A 22970-nucleotide genomic window follows, 5' to 3' on the forward strand; every position below is an offset into this window, starting at 1 on the left:
ACGCGTGTTAAATTTATCATTTTTCTTCATAAAACCAATGAGCGCGAGCGCTCATTATAATTTGATTAGCTGTGTTCTCATCAAATTCTGCATCAGGCAGAATTTCACGTAATTCGTCACTTGCTAGGTCACCAACATCATCCAGTGTTTTTATCCCATTTTCACCCAAGACTACTAGCATAGTCGGGGTAAACGCATTTAATTCTACAAGTTGATCAGTTACACCTAACTCACGACGGCGCTCATCATAACGACGACGTTCGGCTTCGATAAAATTAGATGCACGAGTATGCAGTTCTCTAGCAATATCTGCTTCAAATCCTTCTATTTCGGCAAGATTTTTTACTTCAGTAAAAGCAATTTCTTCTACTGAAGTAAATCCCTCAGTGACAAGCAAGCCAGCGATAACCTCATCAACATCTAGAGCACTAACGAAAGCTTCCGAGCGTTGACGAAATTCTTCTCGGCGCCGATCAGATTCTTCTTGATCAGTTAGGATGTCAATATCCCACCCAGTTAGCATGAATGCAAGACGAACGTTTTGGCCTCGACGACCAATGGCCAAAGAGAGTTGTTCATTTGGGACTACAACTTCGATACGGCCTTGATCTTCGTCAAGTACAACCTTAGATACTTCCGCCGGCGCTAAAGCATTTACCACAAACGTTGCAGGATCTTCAGAAAATGGAATAATATCAATTTTTTCACCATGTAGTTCTCCTACAACTGCTTGAACACGGGAGCCACGCATCCCTACACAAGCACCAACTGGATCGATTGAAGTATCATATGATTGTACCGCAATCTTAGCACGAGAACCAGGATCTCGTGCTACTGCCTTGATTTCAATAATACCATCGTATACTTCTGGTACTTCTTGACGAAATAGTTTACGCATGAATTCCGGATGGGTACGAGATAGGAAGATCTGTGGGCCTCTCTGCTCTTCTCTTACATTTTCAATATAAGCACGTATCCGATCTCCTTGACGAAAATTTTCTCTTGGCAACAGCCTATCGCGGCGTACCACAGCTTCAGCGCGTGGTATTTCAACTGTGACATTGCCATATTCTACACGTTTAACAACGCCGTTTATAATTTCACCAGCTTTGCTATTATATTCCTGAAATTGGCGCTTACGTTCAAACTCACGAACCTTTTGGACTATAACTTGTTTAGCAGTTTGAGCTGCTATACGACCAAAATCAATTGGCGGCAGCTGTTCTTCAATCACTGAGCCAATTTTTAATTCAGGATCAATCTTTTTAGCTTGATCTAGTGTTATCTCAGCTGATTCATCCTCGACCCCTCCATCTACTACCGTGGTACAGCGCTTCAGGGTTATGTCTCCAGTACGTCTGTCTATAGTTGCACGGATATCATGATCAGGGCCATATTTCGATCTACCGGCTTTTTGGGTTGCTTGCTCCATGGCGATTAAAACTTCTTCGCGATCAATTCCTTTGTCCCTGGCAACTACATCGGCGACTTGAATTAGTTCTAACTTGGGTGTCGTGGAGATATCCATAAGCTTGTCAATCCTTTGTCAACCCAGGAAACAATTAGCATATTTCAGGTTGCCCTAATTACACACTATACCTAAACACTATAAAAACTAGCCTTGCTTAGATGGGCAACTTGACTCGATGAGCTCATCTGTCAAAACCAGCTTAGCTCGTGCAATTTCTTCGAATGGTAGATCTACTGTGTGAGTATTATCTTTCAACTCAACTTGTACCCGACTGTAATTATCTATACCTTTTATTCGACCACTAAACCGCTTACATCCCTCGATTGAAGTCGACATATTAAAACAAGCATCAAATCCAATCCAGCGTTGAAAGTCTTTAAGCCTAGTCAGTGGTCGATCGATACCAGGTGAAGAAACTTCTAATCGATATTTTCCAGTGATCGGATCTTCCACATCAAGCAGAAGAGATAATGTGCGAATAATTGTAGTACAGTCATCGAGAGAAATCAATGTACCTTCATTGTGGTCTACCATGATCTGTAAAGTTGGTGTTTTACCACTTATAATAACTACTTGTAAAACATCAAAGCCCATGGCCTTGACAGAAGGAGTTATAATATCTTTTATGCGCTTAATATCTGCATTCACCTGAATATACTCAATAAATAAAATACTAACCAACTAATAAGTAAAACCGTTACTCCACTCATCCATTAGCTGGTTAAAAAACTCCTTAATGTATATCCAATTTATCCAAGTTGCAAGGTTAGCGTGGCATTGCACCTAAGCAAGCTTAGTGGTTTATTCAATTTGCTTCAACTGGTTTACAAAATTCGATATAAGTAGGAATACGTTTTTCTTTACGTCCTTTTGCTTCATAGCGGGTTTCTGGCCAGTCTTTTCGGCTTTGAGTAAAATCATCTATAGATCTTCCAGTCCAACGAAAATCTGCATGAGCAGTTATACGAGCTAAAATCCAAATAACATAGTCTGGCTGATCGGTTGACATGCGTAAAACTCCGCCAGGCTTTAATAAATTGTACAACTGATCAATAGTCTTATGTTGGATGATACGGCGATAGTGATGGCGTCGCTTTGGCCATGGGTCTGAGTGGAGAATAAAGATACGCTCCAGGCATTGATCTGGTAATAGGTCAAGCATATCACGGGCATCATCCGGATAGATACGTACCCTATCACCTTCAATTTTGCTAAGGTGACGTAGCAAGGATGCAATACCATTTAAAAATGGCTCACATCCGACCAAAGCAACAGTCGGATTTTTCATCGCTTGCCAAGCTAAATGCTCACCACCTCCAAAACCAATCTCTAACCAAACCGCGCTAGGTTTATTGGGGAACCATTCGCTAGGTTCAACAATAGCGACTGATGACTCGAAAACCGGAACCAAGCGACAAGGTAATTCTTGCTCAATTAGAAGCTTCATACTTGCACTCAAATTACGACCCTTACGTCTCCCAAATAACTGATGCCGTTTTTTAGACACAACATTTAACTCAAACATCGGTATGCTTTCAGCATAGCCAACAACCTAAAATCTAACTAACAAAAAACGATTTCCGTATTTTTAAAAAGCTCTTTTTAGTTCATCCACTAAATCAAGCTTTTCCCAAGTAAAGTGACCATCATTATCTGGATAACGGCCGAAGTGTCCGTACGCGGCAGTTGGTGAGTAAATCGGATTATTCAAGGCTAATCGCTCTCTGATTCCTCGTGGCGATAAGTCAATTATCTCTCTGATAACCTTAGAGAGCTTCTTTTCATCGACATTACTGGTACCGTATGTATCGATGAAAAGTGATAGCGGATGAGATACTCCGATTGCATAAGAAGCCTGTAGCACACATCTCTCTGCCAGTCCAGCAGCAACAACATTTTTTGCGATCCAACGAGCTGCATAAGCTGCTGAGCGGTCTACCTTAGTTGGATCTTTGCCAGAGAAAGCACCACCACCATGCGGTGCAGCACCGCCGTACGTGTCAACGATAATCTTGCGCCCAGTAATACCACAATCACCATCTGGGCCACCAATAACAAAACGTCCAGTGGGGTTTATATAGTATGATGTTTCATCGTTAATCCATTTATCTGGCATAACTTCTTTCACAAAAGGTAAAACCAAATTACTCACATCTTCTTGGGAAAGGTCAGGATCATGCTGGGTTGAAACAACGATTGAGGTGCAGTGCACAGGCTTGCCATTTTCGTATTGCAGTGTGACTTGGCTTTTACTGTCTGGACGGAGACCATTCATCAAGCCGTTTTTTCGGGCGATCGCCATTCTGTGTAATATTTCATGACTAAAATGGATTGGAGCAGGCATTAACACTTCCGTTTCAGTACAAGCATAACCAAACATAATACCCTGGTCACCGGCACCTTCTTCTTTATTGCTATCTGCATCAACTCCCACAGCGATGTCAACTGATTGTTCGTGCAATATGTTATCTAACCTAGCGTTTTTCCAGTGAAAGCCTTCTTGCTCATAACCTATATCTTTTACCGCAGCGCGTACAGCATCCTCAATAAGTGTAGGAGTGACGCTTGCTGGCCCCCGGACTTCACCAGCTAGTATAATTCTGTTTGTAGTTGCCATAGCTTCGCAGGCAACGCGACTGCATGAGTCGGCTTTTAGGTAAAGATCGACTACTGTGTCGGATACCCGATCACATACCTTATCAGGGTGCCCATCTGAGACGGACTCACTTGTGAATAGATATCTAGCCTTAGTCAACACATCCTCCAGTCATAGTCGATAATATTTTTGACAATTATTTATGTATAAATTTTTAATGCATTGGCGTCTAAGTATATGCCGTCTATAAAAAGTAATTTTATATCGATATCCCTAGTAAACTATATTCTCTACATCTTCAAGATAAAATTCCAAGCTTAGCCATAAAATTTTAGCTCTAGAATATGAAGAAATGCTAAATTAATCTCAAAAACCATCTTCATTATCATTAAAAATTTTATTGCTTTAGCTGACTTTTTAGAATTAGAAGATGATTTTTCTATACTAGTCAGTCATTCCGTGTAGGATATTATATGCACTTTCTAAGGAGGCTCTTGTTAAGATATATAAAGCACTTTCTAAGGAGGCTCTTGTAAAGAGGAAAATATAAAAAAATAATCATTGCAAGATATTTTCTGCCTTCCATTATAAGATAATTTATGAAATCAAGTTAATAAAAGCGGTGATTTGCATTTTGAACCAAAAAATTAATTTATCAATATCATGATTATTGGAAAAAGCCTAGATTACATAACTGGCTATATAACAAAAGTTAACTATAACAAAGTGTTTTATTACGCTATATCCACAATTATAAATACAAACTAACATTCCATAAACATATTGAATTAAATTTTTTAATGAGTGCTAACCAGCATTATGGTGGTTACCAAAGTTATTTTTTCTAATTCCCATAGGCGACTCTATAGTTATTCAGAATGGTTTAATGGGGCCTGTTCTTTGGTAGTCTCACTTTTAACATCAAGTAGCTCTCTTATCAGATCTTCAACGACAATTAGCCCATCAATACCACCATATTCGTCAACTACTAACGCCATATATTTTTGGGTTATGCGCATTTCCTGTAACAAATCTAGTGCACGTGAAGAAGGAGCTACGATCATAATATCGCGGACTAATGCTCCTGCGGATATATCGCAACCCTTGTTTATATTAGCTAATACGTCTTTTATATGTGCCATACCTATGACATCATCTAGAGAATCTCGATAAACTGGGATGCTACTATGAGTACTATCAATCATTTGTTGTAGTATAACCAATAAGTTAGTATTTTGATTAACGGCTAGTATATCAGCACGTGGTATCATAAGATCTTGCGCAGTAGTATCGCGCATGCCGATCAGATTGCGGATAATATTTATTTCATTCGAGTTAAGTGGTAATGCGCTTTCGCTAATTGATGCCATCAGCCCTTCTAGTGAGGAACTAACTGCTGAGATTTCATTGTGTCCAAGCCCGATCGAGCGCATAAGAGCAAACCATACTTCTGTAAGTGGCCCACGATATGAGCTGCTACTATTGCCGCATGCGGTATTTTCGCTCATGGAAGTATATCAAGTTTATTACAGACATAGGGATTGGCTATCCCGAGCTCATTTAAGATCTTTTGTTCTCGAGATTCCATTTTTTTCGCTGCTATCTCTTCTTGGTGATCGTAGCCGAGTAAATGGAGAGTGCCGTGAACTAGTAAATGGCTGGTATGGTGAATAAATGTCTTATTTTGTTCTGTTGCTTCTCGGTTTATTGTCTCAAATGCTAAAGAGATATCGCCAATAGGCCTTGGTTTTATGCGCTGAGGAAAACTGGTTGGAAAGGACAAAACGTTGGTTTCATTATTGTTACCACGATACTTGCGATTAAGTGCACGCTGTTCTTTATCGTTAGTTAGTAATAGTGAAACTTCCAGATCGTCGTCATCTTGAGTATGAATAATAGTCAAAAAAATAGCTTGTTTTGCAATTTTATATATATTGGCGATATGCAGGTTCCACTCGGGTGATGCAGTGGATAAGTAAAGTATAATTTTAGAATTCCTTGAAAACCAGGTATTTGATCGAGTAAAACTATCGTCCTCTGCAGAATAATTTTTCATATTCATAAATATGCTGTCTACTGATAGGGAAAATATCTATAATAAGAGATATTGTTGGTAAGATATTTTGCTTATGCAAAAATGCGATTAATTAAGAAAACGTATCACATCAATACTGTAATACTTGTAAAAATGATGAATTTTAACAAAGCAGACGTAACTGATATACATGATATTTTTTAAATATAGTTTTAGTAACTTGCATAGAGAGGTTTATAAAATGATGATAAAATCTAGCCTAAAAATTTTTAGCGGATATTAGGTGAATCTAAAATATTCATAAATCGATAATCATCGCATTATTTTATGGAACAATCAAGTATAAAGTTTGGCTAGATATAATAAGGAACGTTGTTTCACCTAAATGATATAAAGGTGATAAATAGCTAGCTCATTAAGAAGGTGATAAAGTTTTTCATAAGTATTACAAGTTAATCTAATGCTCAAAACACTACTTTACTTGAAAAGTATTATAAACCTTGGTTTAGCAGGAAATTACAGTGTTTAGCTAATTAACAGATTATAAATTAACACATTATAGATACAACTATGTTTTAATTCACTATTACTTTAAATATTAAAGAAAGCACCATGCTAGCTTTGTTAGGTGTTATTTTAATTTGCTAGGAAAAGAATTATTTTTAATCATTAAAATGTTTTACTGTTTATTGCTTATTGCGCTTGGTACAAGCTTTATTATTACAAAGTATTGTCGCTAAAGTAGACATGATATTGATTGATTCAATCCAGCAAATTTGCGTAAGCTATTAATGATTTATTGCCCTTGCTTTAAGCAAATTACGATTCTTACTTAAACGGATTTAGCTAAAAAATCATGTGAATGAAAAACTAACCTATGGTAATCTTTGTATTAAGCGTGGCAAAGTGCGTATAATAAATTTTGTGTTTAGTGGATACACTTTAAATTATTAACAAGAAAACTTTATACCTTAGAAAGATTGCAGATGAAATTTTACTTTTAATCATATATTATTTGAGAGGCTTATAGATATTATTTAGAGAGGCTTATAGAATCTTTAGCTTTATTGATATGCAATGTTCTTGAAAAATTTTGATGATTATGCACTTTTGTCTTGGCATTGTCATTAGTTACTTTTAATTATTCAAAGTCTCCTAAAGTACAGCTTGTACACAAAGTTTGATTTTAAAAGTTTTTTTATGCTACTATCGCGCACAGCAGATTTTTCTAATAACAACTAGATGGCATTGTCGTAAGTTTATTTTTAGCTAGGCTATAGAAACTATTTTTTGGTATCAAAAATTCTGTTATTTTCATTGGAACTTAGTCCATTATTGGATCTTAGTCCAGTTAAAAATAACAGCGTCCTATTTGATCCTCAAGGGCGTTTAGAATATGACTGCTACTCCTGCTACAGAGGCTTTGGAAGCTAGATTTCGTCGTATATCCGCGCTTGCAGGAATTACCAGTGTATTGATTTGGGACCAATGTGTATTAATGCCGTTTGGCGGACGTAATGCAAGGGCAGATCAACTTGCGACTCTATCAGTTTTGCGTCATGAACTTTTGACTGCACCAGAGGTTTCTGAACAACTGGCTGCTGCTGAGGAAGAAATGGTAGAAGGTTGGCGTGCTGCTAATTTATTAGAAATGCGTCGCCTACATTGTCATGCAATTGCTTTATCCTCAAAGCTAGTTGATGCTTTATCTCGCGCTAGTTTGCGCTGTGAAACTCTTTGGCGTGAAGCTCGCACTGAAGCTAATTTTTCTATTGTGCTAAAAGCATTAGCAGAGCTAGTTGCTCTGATTCAGGAAGAAGCTACGGCTAAAGCGGAAGCAATGAAAATTACTCCTTATGAAGCTTTGCTTCGAGGGTACGAGCCCGCATGTTCGATCAATAGTATCGAAAAATTGTTTTGCGAATTAGAAAACGAGTTGCCTTCTTTGCTTAATTGTGTACTAGAGCATCAAGCTACTAGAGGTGATCCATTACTACCGCAAGGCCCATTTCCTATCGCTCTCCAGCGAGAGTTGTCTCGAAGGGTAATGCGGGCAATTGGATTTAATTTTAATTATGGTCGGCTAGATGAATCTATGCACCCGTTTTGCGCTGGCGTACCCGACGATGTACGCATTACTAATCGTTACGAAGATAGCAGTTTTATCAATAGTATTATGGGTATTATCCACGAAACTGGCCATGCATTATATGAGCGTGGTTTACCTATTGCTTGGCGTACACAACCGGTAGGATCCGCTCGTGGCATGGTAATTCATGAAAGTCAGTCATTGCTTATGGAAATGCAGGCCTGTCGCTCGGAAGCTTTTCTTGATTTGCTATCATCCTGGGTATGTGCGGCTTTTAATATAAATTTGAAGCCAGAAAATTTATTTCGGATGTGTACTAAAGTAAAACGCGGTTGTATTCGCGTGGAAGCAGATGAAATAACTTATCCGCTACACGTGATTATGCGCACTAAGTTGGAACGAGCTATTCTATCGGGTGATTTGCAAGTCGCTTATTTGCCGTCAGCCTGGAATGCGGAAATGTATAATCTGATCGGAGTAACTCCGCACAATGATGCTGTTGGTTGCCTGCAAGACATTCATTGGTATGATGGGGCTTTTGGATATTTCCCAACATATACCTTGGGTGCGCTGACAGCAGCACAACTTTTCCAATCGGCAGTGCGTGATGAGCAATGTATTCCTGAAGCGATTGGGCGAGGCGATTTTAATCCTTTAGTAGGCTGGTTAAGCAAGAATGTCTATGAGTTAGCCAGCTTTAAGAGTACCGAAGAAATCATTAGTATGGCTACAGGATCAAATCTGAGTACTATACCATTCTTATTACATATCAGGAATCGATATCTTGAGTAATACTTTATATTAGGTCTTTTAAATCTATTTGCATTAAGCAATATTACTCATTTCTACATAAGCACCATTGATCGATTTATGCTTATGTTAAGTATTGTTATTTTGCGGCGGTTAGTTTTAGCTAACCGATGTTTTTATTGATTTTTGTTCGTAAAATGAAAAGCATAGCGGCTTTATTCTGGCATTTAAAAAAATGTTAATTCATATTATTCAAGAGATAATCGGATTATTTATTTGTTGGTCAATTTGGAATGCACCTTGCGGATTGGGGCAGTCGTTATTGATTTTCCCCTTTACTATAAGGATATGATACTACATGAAGTCTAGTTTTAAGGCTGTAATGTTTTTACGACTGCGGACTTATTTCTTGGCTGGAGTGGTAGTTACCGCGCCGATTGGCATTACCTTATACATCACCTGGTTGATCATTAATCTTATCGACGATCGGGTAACTCCTTTGATACCTGCTCGCTATAATCCAGAAACTTATCTACCTTTTGATATTCCTGGTTTTGGCGTTATAGTTGCTGTTTTAGCATTAACAATTATCGGTGCTTTTACGGCAGGACTAGTTGGTCGTTGGTTGGTTAGTCTTTCTGAACGATTAATGGCCCGCATGCCTTTAATTCGCAATATTCATAGTGCCTTAAAGCAGATTTTGGAAACTGTGCTTGCTCAACAGTCAAAAGCTTTTCGCCAGGTTGTGATGATTGAATATCCTCGCCGAGGTATTTGGGCAATCGGATTTTTGACTAGTGAGACTGTGGGCGAAGTACAAACTATAACAACAGCAGACGTCGTGAATGTATTTTTACCAACTACTCCTAATCCGACTTCGGGCTTTCTGTTATTTGTTCCACGCGGGGATTGCTATGTGCTTTCCATGACAGTAGAGGAGGGGATAAAGATGGTGGTATCAGGAGGTATCATTACACCACCAGATCGTAGTTCTAAAAAGAGATTGCGAGTTTGAGATGATTATTTTTTTAATTAAGATGGAAGATATAAGTTGGAGCTAACATTATAATTGATGTATATTATTATTAAATACTTTTTTAAACACGCTGACTAATTATTAGCTTGCTTAAAAATTTTAATCATTAAAATTTAAATCTATAATTTATCAAATTGAATACAACATCTAAATAAACTACGCTAATCTATCATAAGTTAAGGTAATTTATGCCATTGCTAAAAATCGAAACTCGATTTTTACTTAGTTAATTATCTTCGGTAATCGGAAAACAGCAAGCTCAAATTAGGTTTAGTTATGAATATTTGCAAAACAAACAAAAACCAGCAATTGCCTCCTAAAATACTACCCTGGTGGAGCCAAGGAGGCTCGAACTCCTGACCTCTACAATGCCATTGTAGCGCTCTCCCACCTGAGCTATGGCCCCCCTTTTCTCGCTATTAGCGAAGAATAAAGACACAAATATTTCAAGCTATTTTACAAAATTCTAAGAATTAATAAATCACTAATATAAAAAATTATCTTGGCTATTCTTCATTTAATTCCAGGTTGTCTTCATTGATTGAATTGATTCGATGCTCTTTATTGTTACCGTCATTTTCATCTTCTGCGATTAGAGCATTGTCATCAAGAAGATCAACATCATTCTCTTCACTAATAACATTATCGTTTTCATTTTCAAGCTGGTCAGACTCTTCATACAGCGAAAAGCTTTGGTTCTTTTCGCTCATAATAACACTTCGACTGCGACGACTTTTCAAAATTGCTTCTGGATCATATGAAGTATTGCAGGTAGGGCAGGTAATCGGCAAAAGATTAAGATCATAGTAGCGTGCCCCACAGGACTGACATATTCGCTTGATTCCCCATTCAGGCTTCGCCAAGGTTGACTCCACTTAGCTATAGCTACTTTAAACTAAAGACCAGACAGCAATCTTATTAGGTAGAGAAACTCAAAAAAACAAGCTGTCATGATGAATTAAAGCTCAACAAGACATTAAATTAAGTATCAGTGTAAATTTTATATCAATCGTTTATACTATAAAACAATATCTGAAAAGTATATCCAATAGTCTATATTTGATAATGTTGAAAAAATTAAAAACTAGGATTAACTTAACGAATCTTTTTCTTGAATCAAGTAGATTCTACCATTAATTCGAATATTTCGATTAACTAAGAAAGATATGTGATATGCTAATTGCTATCATGTGAAATTAAATTAATCACTTCTTAGGCTTGGCCGGCAAGCGCTCTTTAAAAGAAGAAATGTTTCGTCTTTATAGATAAACTACTAAAATTAAAAATTTTACCCCGATAAGGTTTTTATTGAAAATAAATTGTGTCTCTGTAACTATAATTAAAGGTATTGGATTTATTTGCTAATATTTTTTATTTATTTACTAATATTTTTAATACTAATATTTTTAATTAATTTGCTATCTGCAATAAATCATACAAAAATGTAAATTTTGTAACTAAAATATATAGTAATTTAATGTATATTATTAGCTATATATATGTCGCTATATGACGTCGCTATATGAACTTCGCTTTATCAAAAATGCTTCGTTACTAGCAATAAATTAATAATTGCACAATGAGTATACTTCTTTTAGCAGAAATTATAATCTATAAATAAAATTTGTAAGAAAAATATCGATAAATTATACTGTATTAACTATTCTTGTTTATCAACTCTTTGCGAAGAGTTACGCAGTATAGTGCAACAAAATGAATTGATCATAAAGACAAGTACTTGATTATTACTTATACAAAATAAAAACAGCTTATATTCCTGTATCATTAATATTAAGTTCATGCAATCTTTATTTTTAATTATGTATTGCTTTTAAGTTAAGTTTTTAAGGATAAATATTTAGTTAAATATAAAATGATAATATGTATTATTAAAAATAATTGACGCAATGAATAAACAGTTACGATATTTTATAGTTACGATATTTTATATAATATTATTCTACTGCATGTCACTGGTTCAATCCAGTCTATAAAATCAAGTCTATAATCTATAATAGTAGTGTTAATAGAGACTTTATATCTTGGATATCCAAAATTAACTAACAATTATTTTACTAATATTTGAGATGAAGACAATTAACTTTCTTAAGTTAAGCAGAAAGTTATGTTATTAAATATCTAAGTGAGTAACTTGAGTTAAACATAAAATATATAAATGCCAGTTAATTACAAATAATAATTGCTAATCTAGAATAGTTTAAAGATATAAAGCAGTGTTTATAATTATTAAAGATCCAATCTAATTATATTAATAAGGTAAATACTATTAATTATTATTAAGTAATTAAAATTGTAATAAAATACTGTTTGTAGTTAATTATTTTTTATTTCTTTTAGAAATAAAAAAATCCTTAAGCAAAAAAGATGCAGCAGTTTCTTCAACGCCACCAATAACTTCTGGCTGATGATGACAGGAAAGTTGGCTAAAGATACGTGCTCCATGTTCTACTCCACCATTATTTTGATTATAAGCACCAAAAATTAGTCGACGGATGCGTGCATGTGCGATTGCCTGTGCGCACATCGCACATGGTTCCAGTGTTACAATTAGATCGCATTGTATTAATCGAGGTGATCCAATTATTTTAGCAGCTGCTCGTAATGCTAAAATTTCAGCATGACCTACTGGATCAGGAGGGGTTTCCACCTGATTATGTGCTTGGGCGATTAGTCGTCCAGATTTGTCAATTATTACTGCACCTACTGGCACTTCACCGACTTCGGCAGCAATTTGGGCAAGATCAAGGGCTATAGCCATAGGAGAATTTAATGAAGTCTTACCTAATTTATATTTAAGCTGATTTATGCGCTTATTAAGCACTAGTTACTTATATCCGTTCGCAAGATGTTACGTTTTACTCCATGAAAATTTAATCAATATAGAATAGAATTTTAGTAAAATTAATCTTTTTGGCTATTGCTCTAATTATGAGTTAGCATTAAAATAAACATTTTAGGTCAAGCATTATTAATAATCTAGTCTAGTATTCAAATATATTCGGTATAAATTAAAACTTAATCATTGTTCTTTGCATTATATTTTTAGGATTTGAGATAGAAAAATCACTAAGATAGTGAAAGTTATCACTAAGATAGTGAAAGTTTCTGTAGTAAAGTAACGCTTAAAATATATGATCTAAATCTTGAGGGTAATTAGTATTTTCAATTTAAATTCAATCCTAGTTAATGATTAAAAATCACTAAATTAATAATTTGTAATGAATGTAATGAAAATACAAAGAGTTAAAAATTTTGTTTAAATTGATGCAACCAAAGTGTTGTTAGTGTAAACTATACAGCAAATGCTAATTTAAATAAATTATGTTGCGGTAAGAAAAGTAGTAATGTTCTGTTTAATTTTTAAACAATATAGTACGCGATGAATGTTTCATTTATACTTAGATTATCTAATTAATTAAGTTGCTGAAAATAATTAACGACCTCGATCACACCTTAATTAAAACACACCTTAATTAAAATCTAAATTCCTTACTAAAGAGAGCATTCTCAATCTTAAAAAATTATTTAAAAATTAAGTAAATTACTGGTGCGATATGTTTTAATTTGTATTTATAATTTGTATTTATTAGTAGTGATACAGTTCTTCTATGTGGTTTAAGTTAAAACACCTAATTTTCTAGCAATTCAGCATACATGCTCTTGTAAACTCTTGTAAAGCCAAATTTAAAATGTTTTATAATTACTAATAATACAATTCTTAGTAAGATGCAGGCAAGTTTTTTACATCTAACAGCTATAGTGCACTTAATTTAAAGTGGCATTACTTAAGCGCTAATATTTTATTCCTAGATATATCAAGTTCGATTAATAGCCAATTTATTGTTGGTTAGTTTTGCCGGATAGGCAATGCCTAAAAATTTTCCTAAATACTAGTGAAAATTACTTGCTAAGTAGTCTTAGTTACAAGCTTAATTTACTTAAGCTACTTAAAGTATTGTCGTGGAGTTAATACTAGTGTATTGCCGATGAAACGATGTTTAACTGGATTCGCATTTAAAGTATGAATAAGTTATTATCAGTAAGGTACGAATAAGTATTACAGATGGTATTGTTAACTCAACAATGAGCTTGATAAAGTTTTAAGTAATATTATATTTTCTTGGACGTTATTTGCTGATCACTGCTTAGTTCAAAGAAGTTTTGAAGCAGACTCAGCTAATTATTACATTTTTTGTGTTTTCTTTAGTATTGTACTGATTGGCTCCAGCAAATGCAGATTCTACGACAAGAAATGAAAAAAGCAGTGTGATTGTTGAGTAATAGCCAAAAGCGCAAACATACTGAAGTTTTAAGGTTTAATTGCTGTGATCTAAAGTTCCAACGGTGTTAATTTGTAGATACTAAATCTCTTGCTGTATAGTTTATTAACGGGGTGTAGCGCAGCCTGGTAGCGCATCTGCTTTGGGAGCAGGAAGTCGGCGGTTCGAATCCGTCCACCCCGATTAGGGCAATGGCTTGTTTTTGTGTGATGTTGTACAGCTTCTTAAATTTTAAGAGGTAATTTTATGATTGTTCGGATTTATAAACCCGGAAAAACTGCGCTGAACTCTGCTTGGGGGGAGAATAAAGCTTGGATATTGGAGTGCTGTCCGGACTCTCGTCGCATTCCTGAGCCGCTTATGGGTTGGGTATCAGCTAAAGATACTAATAATCAAATTCGCATTACTTTTGACAGTAAGGAAGAGGCTGTCGCATTTGCGCGTAGAAATGGATTAAATTTCAATTTGCAGGACTCGCGTGAGCACAAGCTAACTCCCAAATCCTACGCTCATAATTTTGCCTTTAATCGCCGTAGCCAATGGACTCACTGAACGTTGGTCGTTGTTCTCAATGCATTAATGGTGAAGCTATGTTTACGGGTGCCCATAGCTCAACTGGATAGAGCATCCGCCTTCTAAGCGAACGGTTGCAGGTTCGAGTCCTGCTGGGCACGCCAGCTGCTGGAGTTTAGTCAATTAGTATTGATTTGGGTTATTTTTTTTATCTAATTTTAAATTATTGTACATTGTAATACTTAGACAAAAGTCATAGTAATTGAATCTTGTTTTTAAGAAAAATCAGTATTATTTTGAATAATAATTATTTTATTTAATTCAATTAAATATTTCATTTAACTCAATTAACTTATAGTTAACACTTCATATAAGGTATGTCTAACCTGTAAGATTTTACATCTCTAAAAATTAATATTTATCGGCCTTTGTTTGAGTATTTAGCCAAGAATTTATTGGATAAATAATTTAAACCATATTTTTCACTGAAATGCATTAGATCGTGATTCGTATGGTTCTCTACAAAACAGAAAAATTTAAAAATATGCTTCAACAGATGAAAATTGACAAAGTATTAAGGAGTAAATAAGAGTAAATTTAATCGAATAACAGTGTTGTATTGATTTCTTCCCAATAAATATTTGGATTTATTCTGTTTAATAGTTTGCCTGCACTAGTGTTGCTGTTAAAGTTTTTGTAGTGTAGGATTATAGCAATGATTTATAATATTGATTATAGATCATTAGAATATTGATTATAGATCATTAGCTCCGAAGAAATTTTTTATAGTTTCGGTCTTTTGAAAAACCATGGTCTTGCTTGCTCAAGTTGCGATGCAAGGCGAAATAACATATCCTCACGACCAAAACCGGCACCCATATGTATACCAATAGGTAGGTTTTGGCTAGACCAGAAGAGAGGGACAGACATAGCAGGACAACCTGTCATGTTAAAAAATTGAGTAACTGGCATAGACTGCCAGCTTTCTTCAAGAAAGCTTTTTGCCGAAGTATACCCTGTATGAGCAGTATTGATTTTTATTAAAGGATTTGCGAGAACGGTAGATAGCAATATATCGTAGCCTTCAAAGAATTCTCCAAAACAACGGCTAAGCTGATGAAAGGCAAAGATAGCTTCTGCATAGTCGATTGCGGAGACTTTCGCAGCGTATTCGGCAAAAGCTATAGTGACTTCCTCTAGATCACCGTATTCTTGTTGGCGCCCCAGCTGGAAGTATCGTTTATTAAGCATTCGTTTTTGGTTGGTTGAAACTATGGTGAGCATTGCCTTACTTAATATTTCTGCATTTACCATGGGATATGCTTCTTCTATTTCGTGTCCCAAATCTTCCAACAAATTGACCGCGTCATATATAGCGGATTTATTTACTGAGTCTATTTGTTGCCCACCCAGGCCTATTGTGTGATAAGCAATACGTAATTTATCCGGCTTAGCTGTAACTTCTGCAAGAAAAGGTTGAATTGGTGAAGGACAGAAATATGGGTCACCTAACTCAAAACCATGAGTAACGTCTAATATCGCGGCACTATCCCGGACGCTGCGTGATATTACATGCTGGGTACCTAATCCAGCCCAGTCCTCACTTAATAATGGTCCCAGTGGGTTCCGTCCTCGCGTTGGCTTTAATCCAAATAGTCCGCATGTAGCAGCTGGAATGCGAATTGAACCACCAGCATCACTGGCATGTCCTACAGGTACAATCCCAGCAGCTACCGCTGCTGCAGTTCCTCCTGATGAACCTCCTGCTGAGTGATTAAGTTTCCAGGGGTTACGAGTCAAGCCGTAAACTTTAGTATCGGTAGAAATACTAAGCCCACACTCTGACGTGGTAGTACGAGCGATAGGAATCATCCCAGCTTTTTTTACTCGCTTAGTATAAGTAAAATCAATCGGAGCGATAAATCCTTGCCAAAGCTTAGAGCCATATTCCGCTAACCAGCCTTCTTGCCAGCAATCAAGATCCTTAAACACAAAAGGTACGCCAGCAAAGGGTTCATTTATTAATGGAGCGTATGATTGAGCAAGAGCGATATCATCGCGTCTTGAAACTATAGCATTAATTTTTGGATTGATGTCATCGGCTCGTGTTAGTGCAGCAAGGACTACTTCAGTGGCTGAAACTTCACCCTTCCGAATTAGTCTTGCCAGTCCAAGAGCATCTTGATCTTGATATTCATCGAAATACATACTCAGTCACTTATTCGATAAGTTTTTATATATTTGCCTGGCGAACAATCACCAAGCTTGATGTAATCGTGGTAGATAATTTAATTTACAATTAAGTAAAGCAAAGGATGTTGTAGACAATACATGGATTATATACATTTTAGAGTAATCATAGCTGTTAAGTTAACATTCTTAAATCAATTTTAGTGATATAAACATGTTAACGTAATTAATTTCTTCTTTAGTAGATTTGTTTTTTAGTGTGTAATGTGCATGAGTTGAGTAACATACAATAATACAATAGAATAAACTGGGTTTAGAGAATAAACTGGGTTTAGGGTTTGAATTTATAGTTGGAAATTTGTTTTGAACAAATAACACGAGGAAGAGGAAACGGATTATTTGTTTTAGCTTAATTAAAGAGAGCAATTTGCTCAATACTAGGAACATGCTGTTAACTTTTAGCAGAACTTTGTTAGTAAACTTTGGGGTTAAAAATAGTTGAAGCAAGTGCTTGCTGATCTTATTTCTATGTTCCGGAGTTACCCGGCATGCGCTGGGGTAGATTTATAATGAGGTTATTATATGAATTACGATCGTCAAACAATGTCTCGGTCACAAGCTGATGTCGCTGGATATGACGTTGGTCTGCGCCAGTACATGCTCGGCGTTTATAATCACATGGTTGCGGCCCTGATTTTAACTGGCGTTGTTGCCTCTGGCACTGCTATGTTATCATTCCAGGACGGATCTTTGACCTCTTTTGGTGAAGCGGTCTACATGTCAGAGTTGCGCTGGGTAATTATGCTAGCACCAATTGCTATGGTCCTCCTGATCTCCGCACGAGTCGCAAGCATGTCGCTTTCTTCTGCAAGGATCTTATTCTATGTTTTTTCTTCTTTGATGGGATTGTCTCTTGCATCGATATTCCTTGTCTATGCTGCTGAAAGCATCGCGCGAGTATTTTTTATCACTGCGGCAGCTTTTGCAGGTTTAAGCCTATATGGCTATACGACAAAGAAAATTCTTTCCGGCCTTGGTACTTTTGCAGTGATGGGATTGTTTGGAGTGATGCTGGCTAGTATTGTGAACATATTTTTGGCATCTTCCGCTTTGCAGTTTACAATATCGATTGCTGGTGTATTAGTATTTTCAATCCTAACTGCCTATGACACGCAGCGCATCAAGGAGATGTACAACGAGATAGACAGCTTTGGCGTTGTTACCAAAAAAACAATTATTGGCGCTCTAACTTTGTATCTCGATTTTATCAATCTGTTCTTGTTTTTGCTCCGACTCTTTGGCAATCGTGAGTGATTTTTACTGCGGGAGGAATTTGCTATAATTTGCTTATTCCTCTTCGCATTATATTAGATTAATGAGTTTTTTTACTATACCTTCTTTAGGACAATACTTTTATATCGTATCTTATATTCTTTATAGAGGATGTAATGCATTTTTGTGGTATTTTTAATATTTTGCTTTATAAGTTAAATGTATGGGTCTTTAAAGCACCCTATTATTAGGATAGATATTTCTCTATTTCTCTGCACACTAATAATTTAGTTTTATTTGTTTTAGAGGGCTTAAAGACGTTGTGATCAGTACAATTTAGATAGTTATTGTTGTTTTGCTGAATTTTAGCTTTTTTATTTGAATAATAAGATAGGCTGATAAGTGGTTTTTTTTTGATGAATTAGATTTATTGAATATTTTTTAGCCAATAATAATTTATTATTTCGATTGCTGCTTGGAGTCGAGATCAATAAGCTTATCTCTAATGAACTGTATATTGTTTATTTTTATGCTATTTTATCTTATAGGATAAAACCTCTGGTTTAAAATAGCCAAACTTAAGATGTTGATTCCTATTTATAATAAGATTATATGAGTAATATTTATGGCTATTGATAGCATTGCCTCATTAACTATTTTGACAATAGATCTATTAATAATATTTTATTAATTTAAAAATTTATTATTAAATAATTTTAGGTATCGCTAGTTATTTTTTTTGAGTGAATTGGCATAAATATTTAGCAAGCATAAGTTGTGGTTAAATTTTATACTAAATAGTAATGTTGTTTTTTAAAAAAAATCACTTCCTCTATACCAATAATTATTTTATTCCCTCTGTCCGACAATACTAAATAAAATTCAATAAAATATTTGAGTTTAGTATGTAGGTTGTAATGTATTATTTTTTATCTGAGCTGGACATTAGATTGTTTTTCTTGTAAAAATATTACCTATTAAAATTTATTATAAATCTTTAGCCATTTAATACTTACTTAATATATTATTTAATTTTTTTAATAATTTTGTTTAGAATAAGATTTTTTTGTAAAAAAATAAAATGTGGTTAATAATGCCATGAAAGGTTGAGTTATTCTTAGTTAATTTATTGAAATATAAGATTTAATTGGCAAACTTACAATAAAGTTAGTGGATTTATCTTTTAGCTAATATTGACTAGTTTACTTTGATAAAAATATGCTAGCTTTAATTATATTAAAGCATAGAGTCTTGGTAAGTGACTTATTTTTTGTTTATCTAGCAAAACTAGGCAAAGCATTAGTATTAATTTATTTGATATAATAAATTAATACTAATGCTAAGTACATTGGATAAAATGCTTTACTTGATTAAAAGTATTGAGTACGATAATTGTGCTACTTATATTGATATCTTTCCTAATTATAAAAAGTGTACTTATTACCGTTAATCGCAAAAGAGAATACCTAATCTGTATTTTCAGAAAAGTTGATTGTTTTTATTGGCGTTGATAGATCACCGAACAAGTTACTACTGTAAATTAATCAGCAAAGGAAGAGTTAGCTCTTTGTATTCTTAATTGAGCTATTATGAATTATATCATGTCAGCTATTATAATTAATAGCTGACATGATATAAGTATCGCTTGTTTTTTACAGTAGAGTAGTAGAATCACGTATAATATAATTAGCGATTATTATCTACTAATCCGTAGTGTTTTTCTTGATAAAGCGTGTTACACTAATCAAACAATATAAATTTATGATAGAACAATCAATAATTTTGAAACCTTGATAAAAACAATGCTGCTACCTTGTCCTACTTTATTTTCTTCCAAGTGGTATTAGCAGCTCCGTCTTCTAATTTTATCCCTCGTGCTTTAAATTTATCTCTAATTTTGTCAGCTTCTCTAAAGTTATGCGCTTTACGGGCAGCATTGCGGGCAGCAATTAATGCTTCGATTTCTTCGTCTTCTTTTCCATCTCCCTTAAACCAAGCTTTAAGATCGCTTTGGAGCAAGCCTAGTAATTTACTCCAGTCTAGTAATTTATACATTAGATCGGATATCTCCCAATCGCAGACCTTGTTGTTAAGAGCGATATTTATTTTTCGAGCAATTTGATGTAGAGCAGTTAGCGCTAAAGGCGTATTTAAGTCATCGCATAAAGCAGATAACACTAGATTATTGTCTTGAACTAGACTACACTGCGGGGTATATCCTGATTCTCGTGCTCGATTTATTGTACCATATAATTTGTTGAGCTGGGTTTTAGCTTCATACAGACCAGACTTAGAAAAATTTAATGGTTGGCGATAGTGAGTAGAGAGTAGCAAAAAGCGGATTGCTTCGCCTGGCCATCTAGAGAGTAAATCACGGATCGTGTAAAAGTTATGACGCGACTTTGACATTACTTTGCCTTCTACTGTCACGAAACCGTTATGCATCCAGTAATTGGCCATAGTGCCATGGCCAAAAGCACAGCTGGTCTGGGCGAGTTCATTCTCATGATGCGGAAATATCAAGTCAATTCCGCCACCATGGATATCAAATGTTTCACCTAAATTATCTGCAGCCATAGCTGAACATTCTACATGCCAACCTGGTCGCCCGTAACCCCATGGACTATCCCATCCTTGTTGGTCATTTGCGCTGGGCTTCCATAGAACGAAATCAGATGGGTTGCGTTTAAAGGATAGTACATCGATTCGTGATTCAGCAATAAAGTCTTTTTCGTAACGATGTGACAATTGACCGTAATTAGCTGTAGAACGCACATTGAATAGCACATGATTATTAGTAATATAAGCATGTCCGAGGTTAATCAATCTTTGTGTAAAAGCAATCATTGGTCCAATATATTCGGTAGCACGTGGTTGTACGTCAGGTTTTTTAACGCCAATCGCAGCCATATCTGTTTTATATATATTTATTATTTCTTTAGTCAGTGCCTCCATTGTTATGCATCGCTCCTTAGAACGATTAATAATTTTATCGTCAACATCGGTGATGTTAGTAACGTAAGTAACATGGGCATTGCCGTAAATATGACGCAACGCGCGGACTAAAACATCAAAAACTACAGCAGGCCGCGCATTACCTACATGAGCGTAGTCGTACACTGTCGGGCCGCAGACATATACACGCACATTTAATGGATCTATTGTGTGAAATACTTGCTTTTTGCGCATAAGGGTATTGGTAATCTTGAGCTTCATGTCTTGGATTCCGAAGGTATGTCTTTGTGTCTCAACAACAGCAGGCATGCTCAATAGTCAATTTTTACATTCAAATAAATTACAATAGCAATGGAACAAAGAACAAGGGTTTTAATCTTTCTATCTAAGCAATTTCTCCATGCAATCTAGCAATTATCTTTTTACGATTCATCATAGGCAAAATATCTTTAAGCTGCGGTCCATAATCTTTTGCCGTCAAAGCCTTGCGTAAAGTCATAAATAATGATTTACCATTTCGAGCAGTTTTTAATTTTATCGCAGTAATCCAAAGATCCCAAGTTTTGGCATTAGGCTCTTCGGCTGGTAACAAATCAGCAGCTGTAATACAGAATGCACTATCTTCTGCAGCAATTATAGGTTTGATTGGAGTGTTAAGCAGAAGCCACCATTCTTTGACTTCAGATAGTCTAGTTATATTGCCGCGTACAGCATTCCAAAATCTTGCTCCACCATTAACTTCTAGATCTAAAAGACGATCAGCAACGTCACTGTAAGATGTTTCTTGCAAAATTTTTTTATTAATTTGTATTAGGTTATCCAAGATAAAATGTGGATTTGCTCGGCTGTAGCGAGTGATATCGAAGTTTTCGACAATTTGGCCTAATGTGTTTGCAGGCACAATCTTGTTAGTACCTAGTCCAGATAAAAGAGAATTAATAGCCATTGCTTCTAACTTGTGCGTTTCTCTCAATTCTTCTAAGCTAATACTTCCAAGACGCTTGGATAAGCTAGAGCCATCCGCTCCTACAATTAATGAAGTATGTCCTAGCATTGGAGGTTGCGCTCCTAGTGCATGAAAAATTTGAATTTGGGTGGCGGAATTAGTTACGTGATCCTCACCGCGTATGATGTAAAGAATAGAAAAGTCAATATCATCGACTACTGAGGCCATAAAATAAGCTGGGCTACCATCGGTACGTATCATAATTGGATCGGATTGCAAAGCCATATCTCGTTCACTTTTACCGAGTATTATATCATTCCAAGTTACTATTTTATGATTTAGCTTAAATCGCCAGTATGGTAATATGCCTTTGGTTTTTTTTGCTGCTTTTTCATCATAACTTAAGGAAAGTGCAGATCGATCGTATATTGGTGGTTTGCCAGCAGATAGCTGTTTTTTTCGTTTTAGTGCTAGTTCTTCAGCGCTTTCATAGCACGGGTACAACCATCCCATTTGCTTTAGTCTTTCCGCTTCAGCAGCATAGCGTTTTAAACGGTCAGATTGTCGAGAGAATACATCCCAAGTAATGCCAAGCCAATTTAGATCTCGCTTTATCTTTTCTGCGAATTCAACTGTACTGCGTTTAGCATCGGTGTCATCAGAGCGCAACATAAAATTACCGCCATGGGCGCGGGCAAATAGCCAGTTGATTAACGCTTGACGGGTATTTCCAACATGCAGAAGCCCAGTTGGGCTTGGAGCAAAACGGACAAATACTGCCATAAAACCCCTTTTAATTGTCTAACAGTATAAAAT

15 protein-coding genes and 3 tRNA genes are annotated in these 22970 nt (G+C 35.6%); 6 read left to right on the plus strand and 12 right to left on the minus strand.

Annotated features, from left to right (window positions below):
* Positions 1-16: 16 nt before the first annotated feature.
* The 6 genes from nusA to ybeY all read right to left on the minus strand — a co-directional run bounded on the left by nusA (position 17) and on the right by ybeY (position 6129).
* Positions 17-1528, minus strand: coding sequence for a transcription termination factor NusA (gene nusA, locus P856_RS00235; RefSeq protein ID WP_025300185.1), 1512 nt, complete (start codon positions 1526-1528; stop codon positions 17-19).
* 87 nt (positions 1529-1615) lie between these two features.
* On the minus strand, positions 1616-2119 hold the full coding sequence (gene rimP, locus P856_RS00240; RefSeq protein WP_025300186.1) for a ribosome maturation factor RimP: 504 nt from the start codon (positions 2117-2119) through the stop codon (positions 1616-1618).
* 157 nt (positions 2120-2276) lie between these two features.
* Complete coding sequence (trmB, locus tag P856_RS00245) at positions 2277-2978, minus strand: tRNA (guanine(46)-N(7))-methyltransferase TrmB (RefSeq protein WP_227028672.1); 702 nt, start codon at positions 2976-2978, stop codon at positions 2277-2279.
* A gap of 81 nt (positions 2979-3059) precedes the next feature.
* Positions 3060-4226 carry a methionine adenosyltransferase gene (metK, locus tag P856_RS00250; protein ID WP_025300188.1) on the minus strand — a complete coding sequence of 389 codons (1167 nt, stop codon included), beginning with the start codon at positions 4224-4226 and terminating at the stop codon, positions 3060-3062.
* A gap of 710 nt (positions 4227-4936) precedes the next feature.
* Positions 4937-5575, minus strand: a complete 639-nt coding sequence (locus P856_RS00255; protein WP_025300189.1) for a CBS domain-containing protein — start codon at positions 5573-5575, stop codon at positions 4937-4939.
* A complete protein-coding gene (gene ybeY / locus P856_RS00260; protein ID WP_081713418.1) occupies positions 5572-6129 on the minus strand; it encodes an rRNA maturation RNase YbeY in 558 nt (185 codons plus the stop codon). The genes P856_RS00255 and ybeY overlap by 4 nt, the downstream gene beginning before the upstream one ends.
* Positions 6130-7498: 1369 nt before the next feature.
* Between ybeY and P856_RS00265 the strand changes: the two genes are divergently transcribed.
* A complete protein-coding gene (locus tag P856_RS00265) occupies positions 7499-8983 on the plus strand; it encodes a carboxypeptidase M32 (protein ID WP_025300191.1) in 1485 nt (494 codons plus the stop codon).
* Positions 8984-9299: 316 nt separating this feature from the next.
* Positions 9300-9956, plus strand: a complete 657-nt coding sequence (locus P856_RS00270; protein WP_025300192.1) for a DUF502 domain-containing protein — start codon at positions 9300-9302, stop codon at positions 9954-9956.
* A 351-nt stretch (positions 9957-10307) separates the two neighbouring features.
* On the opposite strand, the gene P856_RS00275 is transcribed toward P856_RS00270, so the two are convergent.
* The 3 genes from P856_RS00275 to P856_RS00285 all read right to left on the minus strand — a co-directional run bounded on the left by P856_RS00275 (position 10308) and on the right by P856_RS00285 (position 12756).
* Positions 10308-10383 (minus strand) — tRNA-Ala (locus P856_RS00275).
* Positions 10384-10483: 100 nt separating this feature from the next.
* Positions 10484-10840: a TIGR02300 family protein gene (locus P856_RS00280; RefSeq protein WP_144079711.1), complete on the minus strand. Its 357-nt coding sequence runs from the start codon at positions 10838-10840 to the stop codon at positions 10484-10486.
* A 1475-nt stretch (positions 10841-12315) separates the two neighbouring features.
* On the minus strand, positions 12316-12756 hold the full coding sequence (locus P856_RS00285) for a nucleoside deaminase (protein WP_025300194.1): 441 nt from the start codon (positions 12754-12756) through the stop codon (positions 12316-12318).
* Between the two features lie 1631 nt (positions 12757-14387).
* Between P856_RS00285 and P856_RS00290 the strand changes: the two genes are divergently transcribed.
* The 3 genes from P856_RS00290 to P856_RS00300 all read left to right on the plus strand — a co-directional run bounded on the left by P856_RS00290 (position 14388) and on the right by P856_RS00300 (position 14955).
* Positions 14388-14461 (plus strand) — tRNA-Pro (locus P856_RS00290).
* Between the two features lie 63 nt (positions 14462-14524).
* Complete coding sequence (locus P856_RS00295) at positions 14525-14830, plus strand: NADH dehydrogenase ubiquinone Fe-S protein 4 (protein ID WP_025300195.1); 306 nt, start codon at positions 14525-14527, stop codon at positions 14828-14830.
* 48 nt (positions 14831-14878) lie between these two features.
* Positions 14879-14955: transfer RNA gene (locus P856_RS00300), tRNA-Arg, on the plus strand.
* 619 nt (positions 14956-15574) lie between these two features.
* Here the strand turns inward: P856_RS00300 and P856_RS00305 are convergent.
* Complete coding sequence (locus P856_RS00305) at positions 15575-16999, minus strand: amidase (protein ID WP_025300196.1); 1425 nt, start codon at positions 16997-16999, stop codon at positions 15575-15577.
* Positions 17000-17563: 564 nt separating this feature from the next.
* Here P856_RS00305 and P856_RS00310 point away from each other — a divergent pair.
* A complete protein-coding gene (locus tag P856_RS00310; protein ID WP_025300197.1) occupies positions 17564-18295 on the plus strand; it encodes a Bax inhibitor-1/YccA family protein in 732 nt (243 codons plus the stop codon).
* Positions 18296-20071: 1776 nt separating this feature from the next.
* Here P856_RS00310 and cysS read toward each other — a convergent pair.
* Positions 20072-21469, minus strand: coding sequence for a cysteine--tRNA ligase (cysS, locus tag P856_RS00315; RefSeq protein ID WP_025300198.1), 1398 nt, complete (start codon positions 21467-21469; stop codon positions 20072-20074).
* Between the two features lie 124 nt (positions 21470-21593).
* Complete coding sequence (locus tag P856_RS00320; RefSeq protein ID WP_025300199.1) at positions 21594-22937, minus strand: glutamate--tRNA ligase; 1344 nt, start codon at positions 22935-22937, stop codon at positions 21594-21596.
* Positions 22938-22970: the final 33 nt, after the last annotated feature.

The organism is Candidatus Endolissoclinum faulkneri L5 (assembly GCF_000510265.1).
Taxonomy (GTDB): Bacteria; Pseudomonadota; Alphaproteobacteria; order Thalassobaculales; family Thalassobaculaceae; genus Thalassobaculum; species Thalassobaculum faulkneri_A.

Coding starts and splice junctions, on each gene's coding strand:
- P856_RS00270 (WP_025300192.1), top strand. CDS start 9,300: ATGAAGTCTAGTTTTAAGGCTGTAATGTTTTTACGACTGCGGACTTAT.
- P856_RS00255 (WP_025300189.1), bottom strand. CDS start 5,575: ATGAGCGAAAATACCGCATGCGGCAATAGTAGCAGCTCATATCGTGGG.
- P856_RS00265 (WP_025300191.1), top strand. CDS start 7,499: ATGACTGCTACTCCTGCTACAGAGGCTTTGGAAGCTAGATTTCGTCGT.
- nusA (WP_025300185.1), bottom strand. CDS start 1,528: ATGGATATCTCCACGACACCCAAGTTAGAACTAATTCAAGTCGCCGAT.
- ybeY (WP_081713418.1), bottom strand. CDS start 6,129: ATGAATATGAAAAATTATTCTGCAGAGGACGATAGTTTTACTCGATCA.
- P856_RS00295 (WP_025300195.1), top strand. CDS start 14,525: ATGATTGTTCGGATTTATAAACCCGGAAAAACTGCGCTGAACTCTGCT.
- P856_RS00285 (WP_025300194.1), bottom strand. CDS start 12,756: ATGGCTATAGCCCTTGATCTTGCCCAAATTGCTGCCGAAGTCGGTGAA.
- cysS (WP_025300198.1), bottom strand. CDS start 21,469: ATGAAGCTCAAGATTACCAATACCCTTATGCGCAAAAAGCAAGTATTT.
- P856_RS00305 (WP_025300196.1), bottom strand. CDS start 16,999: ATGTATTTCGATGAATATCAAGATCAAGATGCTCTTGGACTGGCAAGA.
- P856_RS00310 (WP_025300197.1), top strand. CDS start 17,564: ATGAATTACGATCGTCAAACAATGTCTCGGTCACAAGCTGATGTCGCT.
- P856_RS00320 (WP_025300199.1), bottom strand. CDS start 22,937: ATGGCAGTATTTGTCCGTTTTGCTCCAAGCCCAACTGGGCTTCTGCAT.